Origin of the sequence: Streptomyces dryopteridis (assembly GCF_049606955.1) — a bacterium.
In the GTDB taxonomy this organism is placed as follows: domain Bacteria; phylum Actinomycetota; class Actinomycetes; order Streptomycetales; family Streptomycetaceae; genus Streptomyces.
Window position 1 is genome coordinate 1,066,008 of record NZ_CP187113.1, and the last position, 22,763, is coordinate 1,088,770.

At 67.9% G+C, this 22,763-nt stretch carries 12 protein-coding genes; 6 read left to right on the plus strand and 6 right to left on the minus strand.

From position 1 onward, the window contains the following. Positions 1–141: 141 nt before the first annotated feature. Genes ACN20G_RS04240 through ACN20G_RS04255 form a run of 4 tightly spaced genes read right to left on the minus strand, consistent with a single transcriptional unit; the run spans position 142 to position 10,179 of the window. The gene (locus ACN20G_RS04240) at positions 142–2,280 is read right to left on the minus strand and encodes a DEAD/DEAH box helicase (RefSeq protein ID WP_424211363.1); all 2,139 of its coding nucleotides are present in this window, start codon (positions 2,278–2,280) and stop codon (positions 142–144) included. Further along, the gene (gene brxD, locus ACN20G_RS04245; RefSeq protein WP_424211364.1) at positions 2,277–3,611 is read right to left on the minus strand and encodes a BREX system ATP-binding protein BrxD; all 1,335 of its coding nucleotides are present in this window, start codon (positions 3,609–3,611) and stop codon (positions 2,277–2,279) included. The genes ACN20G_RS04240 and brxD overlap by 4 nt, the downstream gene beginning before the upstream one ends. Further along, positions 3,608–6,394, minus strand: coding sequence for a BREX-2 system phosphatase PglZ (pglZ, locus tag ACN20G_RS04250; RefSeq protein ID WP_424211365.1), 2,787 nt, complete (start codon positions 6,392–6,394; stop codon positions 3,608–3,610). The genes brxD and pglZ overlap by 4 nt, the downstream gene beginning before the upstream one ends. Next, on the minus strand, positions 6,394–10,179 hold the full coding sequence (locus ACN20G_RS04255) for a PglY protein (protein WP_424211366.1): 3,786 nt from the start codon (positions 10,177–10,179) through the stop codon (positions 6,394–6,396). The genes pglZ and ACN20G_RS04255 overlap by 1 nt, the downstream gene beginning before the upstream one ends. 397 nt (positions 10,180–10,576) lie before the next feature. Between ACN20G_RS04255 and ACN20G_RS04260 the strand changes: the two genes are divergently transcribed. Next, entirely contained in the window at positions 10,577–13,864 is a 3,288-nt protein-coding gene (locus ACN20G_RS04260; RefSeq protein WP_424211367.1) for an AAA domain-containing protein, read from the plus strand. A gap of 8 nt (positions 13,865–13,872) precedes the next feature. On the opposite strand, the gene ACN20G_RS04265 is transcribed toward ACN20G_RS04260, so the two are convergent. Next, positions 13,873–14,337 (minus strand): ATP-binding protein, encoded by a 465-nt coding sequence (locus tag ACN20G_RS04265; RefSeq protein WP_424211368.1) that lies wholly within the window; start codon positions 14,335–14,337, stop codon positions 13,873–13,875. Between the two features lie 150 nt (positions 14,338–14,487). On the opposite strand from ACN20G_RS04265, the gene ACN20G_RS04270 reads away from it, so the two are divergent. Next, positions 14,488–15,333 (plus strand): helix-turn-helix domain-containing protein, encoded by an 846-nt coding sequence (locus tag ACN20G_RS04270; protein WP_424211369.1) that lies wholly within the window; start codon positions 14,488–14,490, stop codon positions 15,331–15,333. Beyond that, on the plus strand, positions 15,330–15,521 hold the full coding sequence (locus ACN20G_RS04275) for a DUF397 domain-containing protein (protein ID WP_424211370.1): 192 nt from the start codon (positions 15,330–15,332) through the stop codon (positions 15,519–15,521). Before ACN20G_RS04270 ends, ACN20G_RS04275 begins: the two co-directional genes overlap by 4 nt. 56 nt (positions 15,522–15,577) lie before the next feature. Here the strand turns inward: ACN20G_RS04275 and pglX are convergent, their stop codons facing one another. Next, entirely contained in the window at positions 15,578–19,294 is a 3,717-nt protein-coding gene (pglX, locus tag ACN20G_RS04280; protein ID WP_424211371.1) for a BREX-2 system adenine-specific DNA-methyltransferase PglX, read from the minus strand. A gap of 148 nt (positions 19,295–19,442) precedes the next feature. Between pglX and ACN20G_RS04285 the strand changes: the two genes are divergently transcribed. The 3 genes from ACN20G_RS04285 to ACN20G_RS04295 are packed head-to-tail and all read left to right on the plus strand — an operon-like array spanning position 19,443 to position 22,762. Continuing rightward, on the plus strand, positions 19,443–19,928 hold the full coding sequence (locus ACN20G_RS04285) for a hypothetical protein (protein WP_424211372.1): 486 nt from the start codon (positions 19,443–19,445) through the stop codon (positions 19,926–19,928). A 12-nt stretch (positions 19,929–19,940) separates the two neighbouring features. Further along, positions 19,941–21,317 carry a KGGVGR-motif variant AAA ATPase gene (locus ACN20G_RS04290; protein ID WP_424211373.1) on the plus strand — a complete coding sequence of 459 codons (1,377 nt, stop codon included), beginning with the start codon at positions 19,941–19,943 and terminating at the stop codon, positions 21,315–21,317. Continuing rightward, entirely contained in the window at positions 21,314–22,762 is a 1,449-nt protein-coding gene (locus ACN20G_RS04295; RefSeq protein WP_424211374.1) for a hypothetical protein, read from the plus strand. Before ACN20G_RS04290 ends, ACN20G_RS04295 begins: the two co-directional genes overlap by 4 nt. Position 22,763: the final 1 nt, after the last annotated feature.

Below are 22,763 nucleotides of genomic sequence, written 5' to 3' on the forward strand. Positions count from 1 at the left end.
GCCTGGCCTTGCCGAGAAACGTCACCACGGCTGTCGACCGGAACTACAGCGATCGTGGCTGGATCAAGCTGTACGAGTCACGCAGCACCACCCTGCGCCTGTAGCCCTTCGATCCTCCTGGGTGCTGAATGCACGTGCGCCTCAGGGCTCAGCAACCGAGGTGAATCGCACGGATTCGGCCAACACGGCGACCGCACGACCCAGGTCGGCCAACCGGGCGGAGAGCGTCGCTTCCGCCAGCCTCGGCGGCAGCGCCTCCGCAAACTTCAGGCCTCGCACGGCTCGCTCATCGACCGCCGGAAGGCAGAGCCTGTCCGCCGCTCCTCCGGTGAGACTCTTCCAGGATGCCGGCGTCACGTCCTCACGTAGCCGAATCCAGTGATCGTTGATGCGCTGGCCGGGCACCGCCAACTCATCGAGGGTGGCCGCCAGTGTGGCATTGGCCCGGTGGCCCGCCCACGTCCACCAGCGTGTGAGGCCATCAGCGTCCCGGATGACGAGCGTGCCTCCCGGATGTACTCGTTCCAGGAAATGCCCACGCGCTTCACTCAGGGATCGGACCGCCCGCTGCGTGAGTGTCACAGGCGGATCTGCACCAAGCAGCACTTCGCGTACCGCCCGCGACACTTCGAACGATGCTCCGGGACCGAATCCAGCGCTGCTCCACTTCGCCTTTCCTCCCCCGTCCACGGGCTCCACGAAGCAGCGCTTTCGCCGCCAGTCGATGTACGTGACCAGCCAACTCCGCCCGCCGAGCAACAGGCGGCGCGGCCCGCTCACCCGCTCTGTGAGCAGGCTGGGATCGGTTCGACCGATCTCCGATCGACCGTGCAGCACGGTGAATTGCGGAGGCGCAGTGAAGACTGCCGTGAGGTGCATGAAATGGCGATGGCCAAAACGCCGTTCGGCTTCGGGGCCGATGAACAGGAGCCCCCCGTCCCGGTCCAGATAGCCCTCGTCGACAAGATGTCGCGCGATCGGTTCGGCAGCGCTACCGAAGGGGCCGAGACCGTTCCACCACTCCTGCCACAGGTTCTCGCCAACCCGATGCTCCTGCAGACAGAGAGCAAGCAATTGCTGCGCAACGATGTGCCGCGGCTCCGGAGGGGCGATCACAGGCTCTACCCATCCCCGCGACCACTGCAGCAGCAACCCGGCCGCGTCCAAAAGCCCGGATTCGTCCAGTGCCAGGAAAAGGCAGTTTCGCAGGGTGCCTGCCCTGCGCCCGGTGCGACCGAGCCGCTGGAGGAAGGAAGCGACCGACGACGGCGCGTCGATCTGGATCACCCGGTCCAGATCGCCCACGTCGATACCGAGTTCCAGCGTGCTCGTCGAGATGATGACGCAGTCACGCTCTTCCGCGAAGGCCGTCTCCGACCGTTTGCGTTCGTCGAGGGACAGCGAGGCATGGGACAGGAAGGTCGTGATCCCCTTCGCCCGGAGCTTCTCGCCCAGTTCCTCCACGAGCCTTCGGGACTCGCAGAAGACAAGACGCTTCTCACCCTTGTGGAGCGAGGCGATGACGGTGGCCGCGTTGTCGAGGGAACCGACGTAGTCGAGCTGAATGTCGCCCGGTGGCAGGGCTGCGGCAGCCCCCGTCTCCGAAGGCGCCGGTCCGGAGAGGTGCGGGGCTACGACCCGGGCCGGCCGCTTCCCTGCGCCCGAGCCTTGTAGCCACGCGAGCAGGTCCTCCGGGTTGCCGACCGTCGCCGAGAGCCCGATTCGCTGGAGGGGCCGGCCCACCACCCGCTGCATCCTCTCCAGCACCGCGAGGAGATGCCACCCCCGGTCGTCGCCGGCGAAGGCATGCACCTCATCGACCACCACTGCCTTGAGCCCCGAGAAGAAGGACTCATGGTCGACGTTGGCGCTGACCAGCATCGCTTCCAGCGACTCCGGAGTGGTCAGCAGGATGTCCGGACGCTCGGCCAGGATGCGCTTCCTTGCCCCGGCGGTGGTGTCGCCGTGCCAGAGCGCGGCTGTGCGTCCCAGCCATGACGTGTAGTTCTCCAGGCGCGGAAGCAGGTTGTTGAGCAGGGCCTTGAGCGGGCAGACATACAGCACCGAGGTGCCGGTCCACCGGTTCTTCGTCATGCGTGAGAGGAGGGGGAAACACGCCGCCTCCGTCTTTCCTCCGGCCGTCGGAGCCAGCAGCACGGCGTCGTCACCTGCAAGAAGTGGGGCTACCGACTCCTCCTGAAGCGGGCGCAGGCTGCGCCAGCCCAGCGTGTTGACGATGTGGTGGACGAGCGCCGGATCGAGCTCTCCGGAGACACTCACGGCAGCTCCAGCTCGATGTCGTCCGCGCTTCCGGCAGCCGCATTGCGCTCTGTTTCCGTGAGTTCGGACGAGGTGACGGTGAAGGCGTAGTGCAGTCGGGGGTCGAAGTCCTCGAACTCGTCCACCCGGTCCAGGACGTCGGCGACCAGCTTCCGCAGGAATACCCGCGGTGCGACTCCGACCTTCCCGCCGAGTCCGCCGGTGACAGCCACGGCAAGATCACCGATGTACGCGTCGTTGACCCGCTCACTGATCCGGTCGGGATGGCGCGCCTCTTCCCGGTACAGGTTCCTCACCGCCCGGCCGAGTTCGCCGAGATGCAGAAGATCGAAGCCCGCCAGACGAAGCTGGACCGCCCGGGGGGAGTCGAACCGCGGGTCCGTGGTGAAGTCCGTGGCGAGTCGTTGCGCGAGGGGGGCCAGACGCTGAGCGCCCTGCTGGCCGTCGTAGAACGCTGGGGTGCCGGTGATGACGAGGAAGAGTCCGGGGAAGCGTCCGGCGTCGATCTCGTCGAGGAGCTGCCGCAGGGCATTGAGCCCCTTTTCACGGACGTCACCTCGGACACGTTGCAGCGTTTCGATTTCGTCAAGGACGAGAAGGAGACCGGGGTGTCCGCAGTCACGCAGCACGGTGAGGAGCCCCTGGAGAAAGCCGAGCGCCGCAAAGTGGTCGAGGTCGCCACGGACGCCAGCCGTACGGCGCGCAGAGGCTGCGACGGACTTCTGTCCGCCCAGCCAGGCAATGAGGGCTTCGGCGGTGGCCCCGTCCCCGGCCGCGACGGCCCTCCGGTAGCCGCGTAGCGCAGCGGCAAAAGCAGGCGTGGTGCGGGCGACTTCCGCCAGCCTTCGTTCCATCAGCGCGTCGACCGCCTCGGCAAGCCCCGCCTCGTCCTCTTCGTCGACCTCTCCGGCGTCGAGGACCTCCTCCTCCAAGGTGTAGAACCACGAATCGACCACCGCTCGCAGGGCACTGGGCTGATGCGTTGCGGTGGTCAGCCGCTCGGTCAGCCTGCGGTAGACCGTCTCGAGCCGGTGCAGGGGCGTCTCCGTCTCGGAGATCTGCACTTCGGCCGTGGCGAGGCCTGCCCTCTTCGCGCGCTCGGCGAGCCAGCGGGCGAAGAAGGTCTTGCCGGAACCGTAGTCACCACGAATGGCATGGAAGGCGGCCCCGCCCCGCGAGGCCGTCGCCAGATCGTCGTCGAGCGCCACTTCGAATCGGCCGAGGCCGACCGCCAAGAGATCGAGACCCGCTTGGGGTACGGTTCCGCGCCGGAGTGCGTCGATGACCTCGCGCCTCCGGACCGCGCTGGCTTGGGACACCGGGCCCGTCATCGCGACCCCTGAGTCGGTAGGAACTGCCCGCGCAGCAGCGTCTCGTCGAGTTTCACCGTGTGACCGCCGTCGATGAATCCGAGAACGGGGTACCCCTCGACGTTCAGCAGCCGCTGAAGAGTGGCGACGAAGCCTTCGATGTTTCGTCGCACGCGTCCGGTCGCCGAGATCGCCGCTGCCAGGGCGGCCGGGGACATGGTGCCGCCCGCCGCCACCAGCTCATCGATCACGGCTGCCACGATCTTCGCTTCCGGCGCCTTGCGCACGTACGCCTTCTGCGCCTCGTAGACCTCACTCGCCACCACTTGGCCGCCAAGGCTGAGCGGTGCGGCCAGGGATTCCTCGCCCCCGCGCTCATCGGCAGTGACCACGTCCGCGTCTGTGAACAGTTCCTCGGACTGCTTCCGAGGCTTGCTCTGCCTGGGCTTTGGGGACGTGCCTTCGCTTGACGAAACGGGCTCCGCAGCCGGTGCGACGGCGACAGAGGCCCGCCACCACAACGGTGCGGCCTGCTCCCGGGGAAGCGGATCCCAGCCCTGGGGCACCATTTCAGCCGAGGGCGCGAGGACCAGCACGGGCACGGTCACCTCTGCCAGGGCGGCACCGCCGTGATATCCGGCCCGACGACCCGAGTAGCGGATGTTCTCGCGCCAAGGCACGACGATCGCCCCGTCCGCGTCCAGCACGCGGGGGCCACTGAGGTTCACTTCCCCCTCCCGGGCGTCCGTGCCGGGCCGCCAGCGGGCGGACCCGACCGGGCCGGTCACCTCGACCGGACCATTGCCCGGTTCGCGCTCCAGAACGTGTCCGTGGTCGGACGTCAGGACGACGGGCCGTCCATAACTGCGGGCCGCGGCCAGCAGCTCGCGAAGGTAGGTGACGTCGTGCAGCGACCACGCCGTGCGCTGGCCCTGCTGTCCGGAGTCGAGAGCGTCGTCGATCGTGTTGAGGACGACTCCGACCACGGCGTCCGAGGCGAGGGCGAGCAGCAGTTCCGGGGCGAGGAAGTGCCCCGCGTCGCCACCGATCGAGGCTTTGTGGAAGAGGTGTGCGTTCTTGCGGCGCTTCCTCCAGAAGGCATCGAAGCCCGAGGCCTCCACCGACTGACCGCCCGCCGTCGCGGATCCTGTCAGCAGCGAGGCCCTGCTCGCCTGGGTCACCGAGGGGAGCATCGAGACTGCCGCCAGGCGCTGTGCCGGTTCGCCCTGTTCCGGACGCGGAACGATCTCCCGCCAGCCCTCGCGTTCCGTTTCTTCTCCGAGCTGGGCCGCAACGGCACTGCTCATGCCGTCCAGCACGATGAGGAGCGGAGGCGCGCCGGCGGCCAGCGGTCGCACTATGGTCTCCAGGACGTTCTCGACGACCAGAGCGCCGTCCGGCTGCTGAGCAGTGGCATGGAGCGTCCAGCCCGCCAGCTGCCGGGCGAACACCTCATCGAGTGCTTCCCGGCGGTCCCGTCCCTCGGCATACAGCGCGCGCAGATGCCGCGCAACCTCTCGGTCGCCGCCGGGGTCTCCGCTCCACAGCACCGTGAGTGCCCGGTCGGCCCAGCCCCAGTCGGCCACATGCGCTGCGACACCCGCTGCCACCCCGGGGACGGTGGGTACGGGCAGGCGCAACCAGCGTGAGAGGCGTACGGCCATTTCCGCGACCCTTACACGGTCGGGGAAGAGCCCGGCCAGGGCATGCCCGGTCAGGTCTGCGAGTTCGTTCTCGCCTGCTTCGGGAGACTGGCGGGCCGCGGCGATCACCGCCCCCAGCTGGGCTGCGAAGCTGGAGGGCAGGAAACGGCTGGCGGCCAAGCCAGTCGTAAGGCCCGCGTCGCGTGCCAGTTCGTCAGCCCGGTCGAGTACCGCGAAAACGCGCTGTCTGGCGCTGTCACTGCTGCGGGCCTCGGAGATCCAGCGGATCAGGGTCCCTTCCACCGCATCGGTGAAAGCGGTGAGTTCGGCGCGCCGGGGGCGTGCCTGACCGATGAGACCGCCGACGGCGAGGACCGTGTCCGGGCTCGCAGCCGGATCACGCAGTGCTGCGCCGAGCAGTCCGAGTGCCATGGCGTCGGTTCCCCGCCCCGTTTCCGCGAGCGCGAGCAGCACCGGTACGGCCGGGCCGGCGACCTCGCCGAGCCATTTCTTCAGCTCGCTCCGCTCGACCTCCTTGAGTTCGGCGAACCGGCGGGGTCCTGCGGTCGTGCGGGACCAGGCGAGCAGGGAGTCCGCGTCGATGGCAGTTTCCCTCGACGTGTCCGCGGAGCCTGCGGGCCGGGCCAGCCCGAGGCGTTCGACGACCAGGGCGCGCAGGGCCGAGTCCCGGGTGAGTACTCCTGCGGCTCTCGGCCAGCCACCTTCGGCGGGTTCGGCGTCGAGCAGCGCTTCCAGCAGCCAGTCCTCGCGGTACATCCGCATGTCCAGGCCGGCGGCACCGAAGCGCTGCAGGACGATCTCGGCCCTGTCCACCGTGAGCGTGCGACGGCGCACCGCGTGTCCGCGCAGGTCCCAGCCGAGGTCTGCGTCGTCCACTCCGGTGGTGACCACGAGCAGGCTGCCCGGGGCCGCGTCCGTTCGGTGCTCCTGCCACGCAGCGAGGAGCCCGAGGACGGACGACTCGTCGCGCACGCTTACCCGCCGCGGCTCACCGCCCACCGTGGCCGTGAAGGCACCGGCGGCCCCCGGTGCGTAACGGCCGTGAATCAGCATCAGAGAGCGGTCGCGCAGCGCGGAGGCGTTCTTCTCCAGCAGGGCCTCGATCGTGCGGCGGCCGACCTGCGGAAGAGGTTGTGCCATCAGTTGTCAGCCTCTTCGGTGTCGGCCGCCCCGGCATCGGCCTCGACGACCTGCCAGGAAACCTGGACGCGTGCCCCGGGATGAGCGGTGAGGAAGGTGCGGAGCTCGCTGCTGAGATCCGCGACGGTCGCAGCCAGAGTGGCTTCGAGCCGCGTCGGTTCGACGAGGTACGTGCCGTGGGAGCCCGTCGGGCCGGGGGTGGGTGCGACCGGCGGGGCAGGAACAGCAGGCGCCGGCCACTGCGTTCCCTGTCGGGGGTCCACCACCTGGGGAGAGACGGTGGGCACGGACGGCTTGCCGTGCTGCGTGAGCCGGATGTCCTCGGCGGTCGGCTGCACCGGGGCCGGCTGCGGCGTCGTCGGCTGAGCCGCCTGTGCGAGCCGGGTGGCCTCCCGCATCAGCGCCATGGCCGATCCCTGGATGCCGGCGAGGACCGGGGCGAGCGACTCGTCCGGGGACTCGTGGCTGTTCGCCACGCGCTGGACGGTGGCCAAGAGCCCTCGGGCCCGGTCGCCGACGGAGTCGTCACGCGTCGACAGCTCGTGGACCGTGTCGAGCAACGGCGGCCACTCCTCGGAGTGGAGCGCGGAGAGCACGTCGGGCGCCTGCTTGAGGGCAGCACCGATCTCCTCGTCAGTGACCTCGTAGGCGACGCTCGAGATCTCCTGGACCACAAGGGTCGGATCGCCGGTGCGCAGTACGCGTGCCATGAGATCAGCGGCAGCCTTCAGGGACTGCAGACGCGGTGCCTGAGCACCGCCCGGTCCCTCCAGGCCCAGGCGGCCGGCGTGCTTCTGCAGCAGGTCACGCGCACCTGCAACGGCCTTGCGGTGTTCGTCCGCGACGCCCCGCACCTTGGTGGCGAGCTGGGCGACGTTACGGGCGAAGAGCACCGGCGAAACGTGCACCCCGAAGATGACGCCCGCGCGGCGCAAGGCGCTGCTGAACGCATCGTCGTCCGGCAACGGCACGGCCCGCAGCCCGTAGCCGGGGCCGATCTTGTCGAGCTCGGGCGCCTGCGGCAGCGTGGAAGTCTGGTAGATCCACGTGCGGTCGTCGAGCAGGGCGTAGGAGGCGATGAGCAGGTTGCTCACGTGCCGGTCGAGCCCTTCGTAACCCATCTCGGAGATCCACGTACGGATGGTCTCCACGGCGATGTCGCCGTCGGCATCGGCACTCTCCGCCGCCCGCTTGTTGATGCGCAGCCGCCAGTCGTTGGTGACGACGAGGGGACCGTCGTGCACCTCGCCGAGACCGAGGGCGTGCACGATCTTCCGGACCTTCTCCAGATGGTGGCCGTCGACCACCACACGGCGCGACCCGTCCTCCATCGCCCGGGTGATCCATTGGAGAGTGATCTTGAGGTCGCCCAGGGTGATGGCCTTGCGGCTCAACCGGGGGTCGAAATCCGGATGCTTGGGATAGCGCGCCGCGTACATCTCGTCGGCGAGCACCAGCAGGTTCTTCTCGAAGTCGATGGAAGGTTCGGGCCGGGTCCGCTCGAAGCCGCGCTGGAGGGAGATCAGGTGCTGCCCCTCCGGCACCTGCGCCCCGACCGTCCCGGGCTCTGCCCGGTTGATCCCGTACAGCTCCAGGAGCGAGGTGGTGAGCCGCTCCGTGAGGCTGTCCCGCGAGGCCTTGAGCTGGTTGCGGATCTGAGTGCGTTCCTCTGCGGGGCGGGTGGCCGTGTGGTCCTCCAGCCGGTCCCGCTCCAGCAGGTAGTTGATCTTCAGGAGGCGGCCGAGCTGCCGCCCCGTCTGCTCGGAGAAGAAGTCGGGCAGCCAGACGAGGACGGGCTCGTTCCAGCCTGCCCGCCTGAGCTTGTCCACGCGCTGGAGGTCGTCCATCGGCGAGTGGTCGGCGTCGTCGAAGGGGTAGTCGAAGACGATGCGGATGTTGCCGGGGAGCTGCGGCGTGAACTCCTCGTCCGGCAGGTGGCTGTCGCGCACGTTCCCGAAGACGAACTCGACCCCGCGCTTGGTACCGCGCCAGACGACTTCCCGCTCGCAGACGAAGGACTCGGTGTCCTTGACGCCCAGCGCCCGCCACAGCTGGTCCTTGATCCACTGGCGGCGGTACCCGAGCTGGTCGGCGGCACCCTGCACCTCTTCGAGGAGGGGCTCCACGTCCAGGTCCGACAGGTGCAGGTGGAAGACGGGGTCGCTGGTGTCCCCCTCGCTGCGCAGCTCTCCGTCGTAGTCGACCTGGAGGTCCCGCAGCCGCTTGACGGCAACGGAGCCGGCGTCCCCGACCCGGGTGCGGATCGCGCCGTGGTTCAGCGCGGCGAGCCGACTGCCGGTGAGGCGGGTCAGCGCGGGCACGTTGGGTGCCAGAGCGGCCAGCAGCAGCGTCTTGACCAGCCTGTCGTCGGTCTGGAAGCGCTTGTCGTCCTTCGACTTGTACTTCTCCAGGAGGGTGTCCTTGACCCGACCGTGGAAGCGGTGTGCGATCTCCGACTCGCGGCGCAGCTTCGGCGTGAAGGCGGCGCCGGTGCGGTCCGCGATGACGTCGTACAGGTCTCCGAGCGGGATCAGCTCTCCGAGCTTGAGGTCGTCCCGACGGCGGCGCAGCAGTTCCTGCACCAGCTTCAGGCCGGTCCGCTCGCGCTGCAGGGCACCTGAGAGGTCGACGAGTACGTTCAGCAGGGCCGGGGAGAGCGGATAGAGCTCGCGGAAGTCGTCCCAGCTGGCCTCGGTGCGGCCCTGCGCGTCGAGGAGGACCTGCCGTACCTCGTCGTTCGACGACTCCACAATCTTGAACGCGTCGTCGCGGACGGACTCCATGCCCGGCTTGGGGGACAGCACACGGTGCTTGATGATCTCGACGAGATTGCTGTCTTCGAGATCGACGACGTCAAAGCGCTCGGCGAGGTACTCGATCTGCTGCTCGAGGTTCTCCACGTCGGCGCCGGCCACATCGCTGCCGATGAGCTGGGACAGGTCCCGCTGGCGGGAGACGAACGACACGATCGGCACCGGTCGGCTGCTGTCCGCGGACTCGATCAGCTTGACCAGCCGCTGCACCTGGTCCCGGACGAAGTCCTGCTTGCCCATGTTCGCCTGAAGCCACAGCACCAACTCGTCCAGGAAAAGCACGACACCGGTGTAGCCGAGGGACTGAGCGTGCCGGGAGATAATCTTGAGACCGTTCTCCAGCGGCACGTAGGCCCCTGCCTCACCGCGGACGCCCTGGGCGTACGAGGCCATGGGCCCGGCCAGCAGCGCGGAGACCAGCTTCTCCCGGTACGGGTCGTCCACGGCGGAAGCGGTGAATGCACGGTCGAAGTCGGCGCCGGTCCACCCGCCCGCAGCCGGTACGCCGGTACCCGCGTCCAGCGGCGGCATGTCGTCGGGATCCGCTTCCACGGGTGCGGCACTGCTGGGGGCGAGCGCCGCCGCCCCCTTGCCCAGCCACTGCAGGAACTTCGCGTCGTCGGCCAGGAACGCTCGCTGGGCTTCGGCGTCGGCGAGCAGTGCGTCAGCCCGGAAGACGGGGGGCAGCGGCTTGTCGGGGTGGAGCTCGCGCACGGTGTGCACGTAGCCGCCCAGCAGCGCCGAGTCGAGGTCGGTGGAGCCGACAAGGTGGTAGGGGACCATCAGGAACCGACTCTGCCGCAGCCAGTCCTGGTGCGGGGCGACCACCTCCATGAGGCGGGGCTTGGCCTGGACCGCCGAGTGGTTGTTGAGCACCGCGTGTAGCACGGACAGGAAGTGACTCTTACCGGAACCGAAGGACCCGTGCAGATAGGCCGCGTGCGAGTTCCCCGTACGGACCGCGTTCGACACGATGCTCAGCGCGCGCCGGAAAGCGTCCTGAAGCTGCTCGGTGACGACGTACTCGGCAACGCGAGCGTCGGTCTCGCTGAATCCCTGAGAGAGCTCGATCTTGAAGTCGCCCGCATGGACGTCTTCCTTGATGTCGATGACATCCTTCAGGAAAAGCTCGCTCGTAGGCATCAGGCGATCAGTCCCTCGGTCGGTGGCTTGGCGTGCGTCACACGGTGTGCGCTGGTCGGTACGGGTCAATCTTGCCAGGCCCACGGCAGGCGGAACCCGGCCCTCGCAAGATCCACGCCACTCCACGGCACCCTCGGTCACTTCTCCCCCATCAGGGGTCACGCTCCGTGCCGCTGGGTAGATTGGCCGCCGGGGTACGGGGTTCCGACGGGGGCGGGGGCGGTACGTGGGGTGGCGCGAGGAGATCGCTACGGCGCTCGGCGAGTGGATCGCGATCGAAGGCGGTGCGGGCAAGCCGCCCCGATGGCAGCGCATCGCGCGCGCGGTCCGCACCGGTGAGCCCGGAGGGTTCGCGGTGGACCTCCGCGGCTCCGACATCGGACCGGACCAGCTCGACGGCCTGAGGCTCTCCGGCCCTGAAGCGGACGACATCGAGGCGAACGGCTTCTCTGTATCTGAGGCGGTGCAGAACGGCTCGCTGCTCACCCTGCGCGTGGCCGAGTTCGCCGATGTCGCGGACCCGCACCTGTGGATGCTGAAGCAGCCGCCCACCTTCCTCATCGAGGCACTGCGTGACGGTATCGCGGGGCTCGGCGAGGCCCCTCTGGCCACGGCGCTGGCTGGCCGGGCCATCGGCGGGACGCCCGCGCAGGACCCGGACCCGCCCGGTTTCCATCCCGCGCAGGGGGACGCGTACCGGGCTTGCCTCGGCTCGGGGGTCCTGCTGGTGTGGGGGCCGCCCGGCACTGGCAAGACCACCGTCCTCAAGCGCGCCATCGGTGACCTGGTCGCCCGGGGCGACCGGGTGCTGCTGGTCTCCGCGACCAATATCGCCGTGGACAACGCCCTACTCGGGGTGGTCCGGGAGAAGCGCCACAGCCCGGGTGACATCGTCCGTGTGGGCCCGCCCCACCTGCGGGAAGTCGCCGAGGACGCCTCGGTGTCCCTGCCGCTAATGGTCCGGGAGCGCCTGGCAGAGGTGGCCGTGCGCCGCCGGGCGCTCGAGGTCGAGCTCGTTGCCTTGCGAGACCGGGCAGAACAGCTGGCCGCCCTGGACACGGTTCTGGCCGGTTTCGATCCCTCCGCCTACTTCGCTGCGCTGAAGCTGCTGCGCACCCCGGGCCGCGACCTGGATTCCGCTCTGGGGCGGGTGACATCGGTCGAGGCCCGGTGGGCGGAAGCGGAAGAGAGCTTCGAGGAAGCCGCCCGGGCGGCGCAGGAGGCGTTCGACCGCAGCAAGGCCACGGATGCGTCCCGCGAGCAGTGGGAGCAGGTCGACGAGTTACGTAAGGAGCAGGCCCGGGTCCGGCTGGCGGCGGAACGCCGCGAAGCTGGCGCGCTGCTCTCGGAGGACTCCTGCGGTGAGCTGCAGGAACAGTTACGGGAGCTCGAAGCCCTGGGTTCGGTGGCCCGATGGCGTAAGCGAGAGAAGATCACGGAGCTCCAGCAGCGGGTCCGCGACGCCGAGCGGCACGCGTCCAGCGACCGCCGTGCGGCAAAGGACGCACGTACGACGGCGACCACCCACATAGCGACCCTCGACACGCAGATCGCGGCGCTGACAACCGCCATCCCGTACACCCCGCAGCAGATCAACAGCCTCGCAGCCGATGTGGAAGCCAAACTGGCGGCAGCGGAACGCGCCCAGGGGGCGTGCCAGACCTGGGAGCAGGAGTCGGCGAAAGCCACCCAGGCTGCTTCGCAAGCGCAGGCGGCGCACGATCTGGCCGCAGTGGTCGACCGGAAGGGCTGGCCGCTGCAGTACGACCGGGCTCAGCGACTGCGCTCGGTCGTGGCAGGCGACGCTGCCAGGCGCCCCGCCCTGGAGAAGCAGTACGCGGAGGTCCAGGAGGAGTACGAACGCCTCGCCCGCAACGCACAGGGCGAGATCATCAAGGGCGCGAAGCTGGTCGCCACCACCCTCGCCCGATTCCGCACCAACCGGGCGGTCTTCGAGGGCCCGTACGACGTCGTCCTGGTGGACGAGGCGGGCGCCGCCACCCTGCCCGAGGTATTGCTCGCCACGGGAAAGGCCGGCCGAGCCGCCGTCCTGCTCGGGGACTTCATGCAGCTGGGCCCGGTCATACCGCCTTCCCTCAAGGAGCAGAACCGGGACGACATCAAGCGATGGCTGCTCCCCGACGTCTTCCAGCACTGCGGGATCATCGAACCGGCGGACGCACAGACCCACCCGGCCTGCGTCACCCTCACCGAGCAGCACCGCTTCGGACCGGCCGTGATGAAACTGGCCAACGACCTGGCGTACGGGGGCGTGCTGCGCGGCGGCAGCCAGGCGCGGGCGGCGCGACCGGCGGACGACCCCGAGATCGTCCTCATCGACACCGACGGCCTGCACGAACTGGCGAGAGCCCATCTGACGGGCAGCCGGAAGGGGTGGTGGCCGGCAGGCTCGCTCATCTCCCGGGCGCTGGTGGAGCTGCACCGGGAGAACGGCGAGGACGCGGGCATCGTCACCCCGTACGGAGTCCAGGCCGAGGCCACCCTGGAAGCTCTGCGGGATGCAGAGGGCTCCGGGCAGCCCCTGGCCGAGGTGGGTACGGCACACCGGTTCCAGGGGCGCGAGTTCGACGTCGTCATCTTCGACACCGTGGAGGGCGCCGACAGCCGGGAACTGTGGATGGCCCTCGCCCACCGCCAGCCCGGAGCCGACGAGTGGCGGCGCAACGGCGTCCGGCTCTTCAACGTCGCCGTCACCCGCGTCAAGACCCGGCTCTACATCATCGGCAGCTGGGAACGCATCCGCGGGGCCAAGGCAGGAACGGCCCTCGCCCAGCTGGCCGGGATGATCGGCACCCCGGGCGTCCGACGCCTCCAGGCCAAGCACCTGATCACCCCGCCGCACGCACCCACCACGTACCGGGGTGAGTTCGGGACCGCGCTCGCCGAGGTGTTGAGCCGGCATGTCGAGGTGACGGGCATCGAGGACGAGCGCGATTTCTACCGCACCTTCACGGACCAGATCCGGCAGGCACGCAAGTCGCTGTGGCTCTGGGCCCCGTGGGTCGCGAACCGGCTCCGCTCCCTGCTGCCCGAATTGCGGGATGCGGTCGCCCGCGGAGTCCGCGTCACCGTCTTCATCCGCGACGACACGGACAAGCTCCAGCGCCAGGATAGCAACCAGTCGCTCATCGCGGACCTGCGTGCTGTGGTCCACACAGTCGTCCCGATGTACGTGATGCACCAGAAGATCGCGGTGATCGACGAGCGCACGGTCATGCTCGGCAGCCTCAACGCGCTCTCACAGCACGACACACGGGAGGTGATGCTGACGATGCGGGGCTCCCACTTCGCGCGGAAGCTGCTGGAGCACGAGCACGCGGAGGTGTTCGCCCGCCCGCCGAAGTGCGGCCGCTGCAAGGGCACGGAGATCGAGATCCGCCGCTACAAGCAACGCAACTGGGTCTGGCGCTGCTACGCCACCGCCTGCAAGACCACCCCGTCGGGCGGCTCGAACGCCTGGACCAAGGACATCCAGCTGCCGGGCTCACGCTGAGCCCGTCTTCAGTGGGGGTGCGGCTGCTCCGGGCGCAGCGGGCAGTCGGCCCACACGGTCTTGCCCGGCCCGACCCGTTCCCGCACGCCCCACCGGAGCGCGAGGGCGTCAACGATCACCAGGCCCCGGCCGCCCTCCTCGCCGGGAACGGGCGGGCACTCTGCAGGCGGCGCCACCGGCCGGCGGGGGTGCGTGTCGGACACCTGGACGCGTACGGCGCTTCCGTCGGGAGTGAGCAGGAGTCGCAGCTCGAAGTCCCGGCCGGGGACCCGGCCGTGCAGTGCGGAGTTGGAGGTGAGTTCGGCGACGACGAGCGTGAACGAGTCGAAGGCGGCCGAACCTCGTGGAATGCCCCAGGCTACGGCCTCGAGTTCGGCCAGCGCCCGGGCGAGGCGCGCGCCACGGCGGGTGGCGGAGAACCGCTGGGTGAACACACGTACGGTGACGGGGGCTTGGGCGTGGGGAGCTGTCATGGGCTTCAGCGTTCCGGCCATCGGCCCTGGTCGGCAGGGATGACACTGGTACAGATCGCTCTGTACTGGTTCACGCGCTGGACTGGGCGGGTAACTGCCAGTGAGCATTGACCGGTCGGGCGGGTGCGCGTGCGGAGGGGCGGCTGTGTGATGAACGAGGACCACGGCGGCGGTACCAACAATGAACCAGAACTCTCGGACAGCCTCAAGACTTTCGGGGCGGTGCTGAAGGTACTGAGGGAGGAAGCGGGCCTGACTCAGGAGGAGTTCGCGCCTCGGGTACGGTACTCAGCTCACTACATCGCCAAGATCGAGCAGGGCAAACGCTTCCCGCCGGGCGACCTGGCGGAGCGGGCGGAGGAACCGCTGGGGGTAGTGGCGGCGAAGGTGCTGGCGGCGGCTGCGCGGAGCCTGACGCGGAAGGCCGGACTGGCGTCGTGGTTCCACAAGTGGGCGGAGATCGAAGAGGAAGCAGTGTCCCTCTACGCGTATGAGTGCCGGGCAATCCCTGGGCTCCTGCAACCCGAGGCATACATTCGCGCGATCTTCGATCGTCGATTGCCACCACTCTCCGAGGAGCAGATCGAGCGGCAGGTGACCGCCCGCTTAGAACGTCAGCAGCTCCTGGTGAACCGGCCGAACACGGCCTTCAGCTTCATCATCGAGCAAGCGCTGCTCGAACGAAACATGGGCGGCGTGGAAGTCACTCGCTGCCTCTTGGACCATCTCTTGGCCCAAGGGGCACGCCGGAACATTGAGATCCAGATCATGCCTCTGCGCCAGGAGGATCACGCAGGCGTCGACGGCCTCATGTACCTCGCCGAGACACCTCAGCACCAGTGGGTGGGCTACTCAGAAGGCCAACAGTCAAGCATCCTCATTACCGACCCGAAAGACGTGAGCGCAATGCTCCAGCGCTATGGCAAGCTGCGGTCGCAGGCCCTCGGCCGCGAAGCCACAGTAAGCCTGCTGGAGCAGATGCGAGGAGCACTATGAGCACCATCGAACTGGCCTGGTTCAAGAGCAGCTACAGCGGCAGCTCCGGCGACAACTGCGTCGAGGTTGGAGTGCACCCCGAGACCATCCTCGTCCGGGATTCCAAGGACACCCGGTTGCGACCGCTCGCTGTGTCCCGCGACGCATGGTCAACCTTCGCGGCGCACGCCGCTGACACCCACCTCTGAGACAAACCGGCCGGGTGACGACGGCGTCCACGCCGCCGCCACCCGGTTGCCCGGTCCTACTCGTCGTCCAGAGCCGCCTGCCGGACGGGCTTACGCCCCCGGGTCTTCTTCACCGGTCGCCACGCGATCAGCTCCGCCGCACCAACCTGATGCTTGCGCAGCTGCTCCTCGTACTCGGCCACCAGCTCCTCCGCCGGGACGTCGCCCCACTCGTCGTCGTATGCGCCGTGCCACTGAAGGACCCACGGCATGACCTCACGCAGGCCGGCCAACAGCGGAACGATCCGCTCGGTGTCCCAGCCGTCCCGAGTGGTACGCGCCTTGAGCAAGTCGAACAGCGCCTGCGCCTGATCCTTGTGGTCCCACCCGGCCCAGCCGAGCATCAACGTCGAGTCGGCATCCGGACCGGCCTCGGGGTACGAGATGAACCGTTCCTTGGGCACGTCGAGCTTGCCTCGGTTCGACCAATAGGAGGCGCGCAGGAAGTCGGAGGGCTTGTACTTGGCCGGCAGATCGATGTCGAGCCGCTCCCCCGTCCTGTCCTCCTTGCGCTGCAACTCCCAGACGTCTTCCCACTCCTTGCGCGTACGCAGACCGGAGTCCTTGTAGCGCATGGCAGCGAGATACGGCACGTGCTCGTCCGCGACGACCTCGGACAGCACCTGCGCGAGGGGAAGGTCGGGCTTGCCGAGGTGGTCGGCCGTATAGAGCGCGGCGACGGAGGCGAACTCCTCGTCCGTGCTGAGCTGGTCAGCGAGGTTGTTGACGGTCATGGGGCGCGGACGCTGCAGCCCATCGCGGACCTCGTACCAGAGGTCGGCGTTCTCGATCTGGTCCAGCAGCCACGTCCGCAGCGCGGCACGTTCCTTCTTATCCCACGACTCGGCGGACCAGCGCCGCTTGTGCTCCGGCCGCTCGATCAGGCCAATGCCCTTGGGCTGGCGGTTGATGAGGTCGATGCGGGCCTGAACGATGTCTCGGTACCAGTCGGGCCAGCGAGCTGGAATCTCGGTGACGGCGGTGGATCCGTGTCGCTTGAACCACTGCTCAACGGCCTCATCTGCCTCAGCCCGCGCGATCACAATCTCGAACGCACGCTCTCCGAGACGGACCTCGGGTGGGGTAAATCCATCGCGGAGAGGCGTCACGGTCCGCGATACTTCTGCTTCGCTTAGCAGCCCGTACAGGCCGTATACCTGCCAGTCCAACTCTTCCTGGACGGCAACCATCCGCTGATGGGTACGCCCGTGGCTGGCACGAGCCTCATCAAGCGCATCTCGGAGAGGAACGCCTCGCTCGACAAGCGCTCCAGGCTCCAAATTTGCAACCTCTTGCGCAAGCGAATCGAGCTCCCGCCCCAGCTCCAACGGAAGTTTCTCAGGCAGCGGAAAATCCTGGAGCTTAGTGCCGGTGAACTCATAGAAACTCTCCCACGCATAGCGCCCCGTAGAACGCTCACCACCCCGGTTCCCCTTATCTTGACTAACCTGCTTCAGCCAAAAGCAAGCGGTCGATGAATTGAGCGCCCCCAGCAACTCAAGGTGCGCATCCTCGGGGGCACCTTCAGGCAGCTTGATCACGGGGGCTGAGCGATTGAAAACCTTCCCGCCACGATCAAGTACGAAGTGGTTATGCGTGGCAACAAAAGCGAAAGAAATTGAGAGCGGTGTACTGTACGCGGAACTTGTGCGCTGCATATAGTCCCACCACTCAAGGCCAGCATCTTCCATATCACCCTGGAACGTTCTCCGAGCTCTGAGGGTTGCACGCCATGGCCAAAGTTCCTCGCGAAGACCGCCTTCCGCCGCCGCCTCCGATGGGTACCAAATAGCCACATCCGGGCTTTCTGACCAATCTCGCACAGCGTCGCCAGTAAGGAGCGGCTTCAGGCCTTTTTGCGAGCGCCCCTCATAATACGAGCGGCGCAGAGGGCGCATATAGGCCTCATCCGCCCCAGCTCGAATTGCACGCCCGATAGGCTTCGAGATGGAATCAGCAAGAAGAGAGCTCCCGTACTCCACTCGATTCAGAAGCGAGCCAGCGCCGCCACCACTGAGCGACCACGGATGACTACCAAATCCTAGCGCGATTACATCCTCAACGGAGATCCACTCTGATTCACTACCTGGCAAGTTCACCTGTCCAACAACGGAGCGCCAGACAGCCCCCTCCGACGCAACCTTCGGCTGAACAGACTCACCTCGAACCCCCAAGACCGCCCGAACCGTCCTCTCCGGGTTCGGGATCCGGTTCCGCCCCACCAGAATCACCGTCGGCGTGCCATGTCCCGGGATGTACGCCCCCGACGTGTCAATCACATGCGACAGTTCGGCCCGGTTCCGGAAGAAGACCTCGATGAGCTTCTTGCCGAACTCACGCTTCATGAAGGAGTTCGCCGTGATCTGCCCGACGAACCCGCCCCCGCCGAGCCGCCCTCCCGGCCCCCTGACCGCAAGGTCGAACAGCCGCTGCGCGAACGGCACGGACAGGGCGTACGTCCCCGCGCACACATCCTTGTACGCTGCTCGGTAGTTATCGTTCTCCTGCTTATCCTTCACGGTGATGTAAGGCGGGTTTCCCACCACCACGTGGTACGACCCCCGCCCTAGCAGGTCCACCCGCTTCGCGTAGTCCCACACGTCCTCCGTGGAGTACGCGAATGCCCCCCGCTCGCGTCCCACTGTCATCTCCGCGAACAGCGTGTCCAGGTCGGTCTGAATACCCGCCGCGCCCCGCCCGTGCAGCAGCGAGTCCCCCACCGCCACGTTGATCGGGAACGGTGGCGCGTCCGCCAGCCGCCGTGAACCCGCAGCGCGCATCGCCGCGACCAGCAGCCGGAACCGCGCAATGCTCACCGCGAAGGGGTTCTTGTCACACCCGTGCACGGACTCAAGGGAACGGCGGACCAGGGTCCATACGTCCGTGCCCGGTTCGGCCACGCGCCACTTGTCCATCAGCCGGTGGAAGATACCCAGGAGGAAGTGGCCCGATCCGCACGCCGGGTCGATGGTGCGCAGGCCGCGGTGTTCCTTGCCGTCCGGGCCAGTCCACACCGGGTTGAGGCCGAACTCGTGATCCGAGACCGCCGACTCAAGGGCGAGGTCGAGGATGAACTCCTCCACGAACTCCGGGGTCTGGAGCAGCGCATAAGTCTTACGGGCGTGCTCGCTCAGGTCCTGGTACAGATCGCCGAGGAAGCGGGTATCCCATTCCGGGTCGGTGAAGTCGTGGCGGATCTCGCCTCCCGCGCCCCACCGGCGCCAGAAGGAAAGCAGCTCGGTCGCCGCTTCGTACCCCGGAGTGATGTCCCACAGCGGGTTGTGCTCGCGATCGAAGAGGCCGGCGGCGGTGGTGTTCGCCTTGGAGACGTGGTCGAAGGCCGCAAGCAGCCAGTCACGGTTGTTGAGCCTCGGGTTCTCGCGGAAGAACGCCTCATGACGGGCCTCGGCCACGGCCAGCCGGTCGCCGGGACCGGCGATGAAGGGTTCGTCGATCAGGCCATTGTCCTCACAGAAGCGGACGAACACACAGGCCAGCACCCAGGCCGCAGCTGACTGGGTGACACGCTCGTCCCGCCAGGACTCGTACCGGGCCGCTGTACGACGCGACTCCTTCGCCTGCTGGTACTCGGTCTCCAGGCGGGTGCGGATCTCGTCCTCGGATTCGGTGCGAGCCCGCAGGTCGTCCTCCAGAAGCAGGACCTGCCGCTTCAGATCCTTCACCAGATCCTTCAAGCGCTCCGCCCGATCCGCACCGGCCGTGGTGTCCGTCACTGTTCGCTTCCTTCTCGCCGCACTGCGTCATTTGCCGCATGGCCTGCGGCTGAGGTAGTCAATCCTGCCAGCCCCCGGACCCCACCTGCGGCCCCTCGCTCCCACAAAACCCCACCCCGTTCTTGATCACCCGGATAAAGTGATCGTCGTGACGGCTCCGACCCCTCCGACGCTCCCTCGGCACACCTTCCTCAAGGCGGGCCACGACCTCTACGAAGCTGCGCTCCAGCTGTCGAACGGTGGCGCGCTCCCCGGCCCCACCGATCACCTGGCCGGACTTGCCGCGGAGTGCGTGGCAAAGGCGATGCTCATCGACTTCTTCGGCTCGGTGCAGGACTCGCCCGATGCCAAGCCGTACAGTCGCACTCTGTTGAACCAGCAGGGCATGAACAAGTTCAAGGCGAGCCACGGCCACATGCCCGGAGCGTGGGATCACCTGGTGCTCCTGGCGCATGGGCGACGAGGTGCTGAGATTCGCAGGCACATTCCACGGCAGAACCCGTTCAAGACGCAGTCTGACGAATGGAACGAGGGCCACCGGTACCGTGATGGCGCGACATTGACGTCCCAACGCGTTGCCCGGCATCTCGCAGCCGCGCTCTGCCTGATCACCGCCTACAGACATGCGAAGTAGAGAAGCGACCTGATGACCTCACTCCCTCGGTTCGACGAAGCCTGGGAAGCCGCCTGCGGTCTCGCCCGCCTGGCCGCCCGGGAGGGACGGGACGTCGTGCTCGTCCGCGACCTCTCCGGTCAGGCCACCCTCCTGATCGACGACCGCCGCGATGCCAAACCCTTGGACCTCAATTCCGACACAGCGGTGGCGCTCCGCGAGGAGTTCACAGACAAGGTCCACCCCTTCGCGGGCGATGATCCCGTCCAGGTGGCCAGTTCTGTCTTCGTCCCGGAGATGTTCTTCGGCGCGCCTGAGCTCATCGTGCTGCAGGAGCGCGAGCAGAACGGCCCCGGTCAGGTCGCCGTACTCGAACGCACCGTCGTCGGTGGGGACTGGGCCGCCATCGGCGCCGAGGTCGAGCAGCAGCCGGCTCGCCAAACCCGCCGCGTTGCCTTCTACGGTTTCAAGGGCGGCGTCGGCCGGTCCACCGCGACCACCGTCCTCGCCCGCAGCCTCGCCGAGCACGGCCACTGCGTGCTCGTCGTCGACCTGGACCTCGAATCCCCCGGCGTGTCCAACCTGCTCGCCGAGCCCGGGGCCACTCCCCCGCACGGCATCGTGGACCACCTGGTGGAGTCGGCCGTCGGGAACACAGACGGCCTGGAGCTGGTCACCCGTTCCTCCGTCCTCCCGCCCGAGCAGGGCAATGGCGAAGTATGGCTAGCCCCGGCAGCCGGCACCCCGCTCGCTGGGCGGCCGTACGACTACCTCGCCAAGCTGAACCGCATCTACAGCGACCTCCCCGCAGACGAGCCCGGAGGCGCGCCCCGCCCCTTCGCCCAGCGGCTAGAGGACGCCATCGCCGCTTGCGAGGCGCAGGTGGAGGAGAAAGGCCGCCGCCCCGACGTCGTGCTGCTCGACAGCCGGGCCGGTATCCACGACATCGCGGCCGTCACCCTGACCAAGCTCTGCGACCAGGCGCTGCTCTTCGCCGTGGACAACCCGTCCACCTGGGACGGCTACCGGATGCTCCTGTCGCAGTGGAAGCTGCGGCCCGATCGTGCCCGCGCCCTGCGCGACCGCATCCGGATCGTGGCCGCCATGTTCCACTCCGCGGGGGACATAGAACGGCTCAACACCCTTCGCCGGCACGCCTATGACGTCTTCATGGAGACGCTCTACAACCTGCCCGACGACGACTACGAGGAGCCCTTCCTCCCCGAGAAGGGTGAGGTGGACGACAAGCCCTACGCCCCCATCCCCATCCTCTTCGGCAACGATCTGGTGGGGCTGGACCCGCTGCGCAGCCGCAACTGGCCCGAGCTGCCGTTCGTCAAGGCCGCCTACCGGGAGTTCGTCGACACGGTGGAGAAACTGGTGCTGGACCCGTACGAGGACAAGTCATGAACGACCCCGCCGTCCAGGCGACCCGCACTCTGCTGATCAACGCACTCGGCTCTGCGCCCGATGCGAACACCAGCAGCCCCGACCTCCGCACCATGTTCACGCCCTCGTCCCACCGGCTCGCACTGGACCCGGACGTGACGGTGGTCCGCGGGGCCCGCGGCACCGGCAAGACGTACTGGGCCAAGGCCCTCACCGACCCCGAACTGCGTGAGGTCGCTTCCGCCTCCTACATGATGCCGAGGCTGGGCCGTATCGAGGTGATCACCGCGTTCGCGCTCGAAGGCGGTGACGAGCCGGCGTTTCCGGGGAAGCGGACGCTCGCCGACCTGGTGACCCAGGGTGTCGACCCGAAGGACCTGTGGTCGGCCGTCGTCCTCACCGCGCTCAAGGTGCCGGAGGTCCTCGCGATCACGACCTGGTCCGAGCGCATCCGCTGGACGCGGGAGAACGGCGAGGCGTACGAGAACGCACTGCGCCGGGCCGACCGGCAGACTCGGGAGCAAGGCAAGACGCTGGTCCTGCTATTCGACGCGCTCGACCACCTGCACAACGATCGCGAGCATCTCGACCAACTGCTCTCAGGCCTCTTCGAGGTGGCTCTGGAACTCCGACTCACCACGGGAACACTGCGCGCCAAGATCTTCGTACGGCCGGACATGTACGAGAGCGCCCCCAAGGCCTTCGCGGACGCCTCGAAGCTCGGCGCGAACGCCACCGACCTCAGCTGGAGCCGGGAGAACCTGTACGGGCTGCTCTTCCATCAGCTGGGCAACCACACCAGCGATCAGGCAAAGGCGTTCCGCAAGGCGACCGGTGCATGGCGGCCGGAGGGCGAGGGTCGCTACATAGCGCCCGTCGACGTGATCGCCGACCAGAAGCGACAGGAGGAAGTCCTCGTCACTCTGGCCGGACCCTACATGGGCACGGACCGCCGCAAGGGGCACACCTACACCTGGGTGCCGAACCATCTTCAGGACGGTCTCGGCCGGGTCAGCCCCAGGACATGGCTGCACACGCTCTTCCGGTCGGCGCAGCTGACCGCCGAGCGGTACGCGGGCCATCCGCTCCCCCTGCACTACGACGCGATCCGCGAGAGTCTGAGCAGCTCGTCCAAGAACCGCGTCGATGAGCTGAAGGACGACATCGGGTGGGCGGCACTCGCCGTCAAGCTGCTCGAAGGCAGCCAGGTACCCATGGAGCCGTCGGCCGTGCGGTTCGCATGGGAGAGCAACCGGCTCTCGGGCAGGATCGTGGAGCTGTTGGAGGACGTAAAGCAGGGCAGCGGTCCCCGCAAGATCGACAATCCGACCGCGATCCTCGAAGAGCTGCTGGAACTGGGTGTCATGACCAGGCGCACCAACGGCGCGATCGACCTGCCAGACGTCTACCGGCTCGCCTTCGACATCGGCCGCAAGGGCGGGGTCGCACGCAAGCCCGTGACCTGAC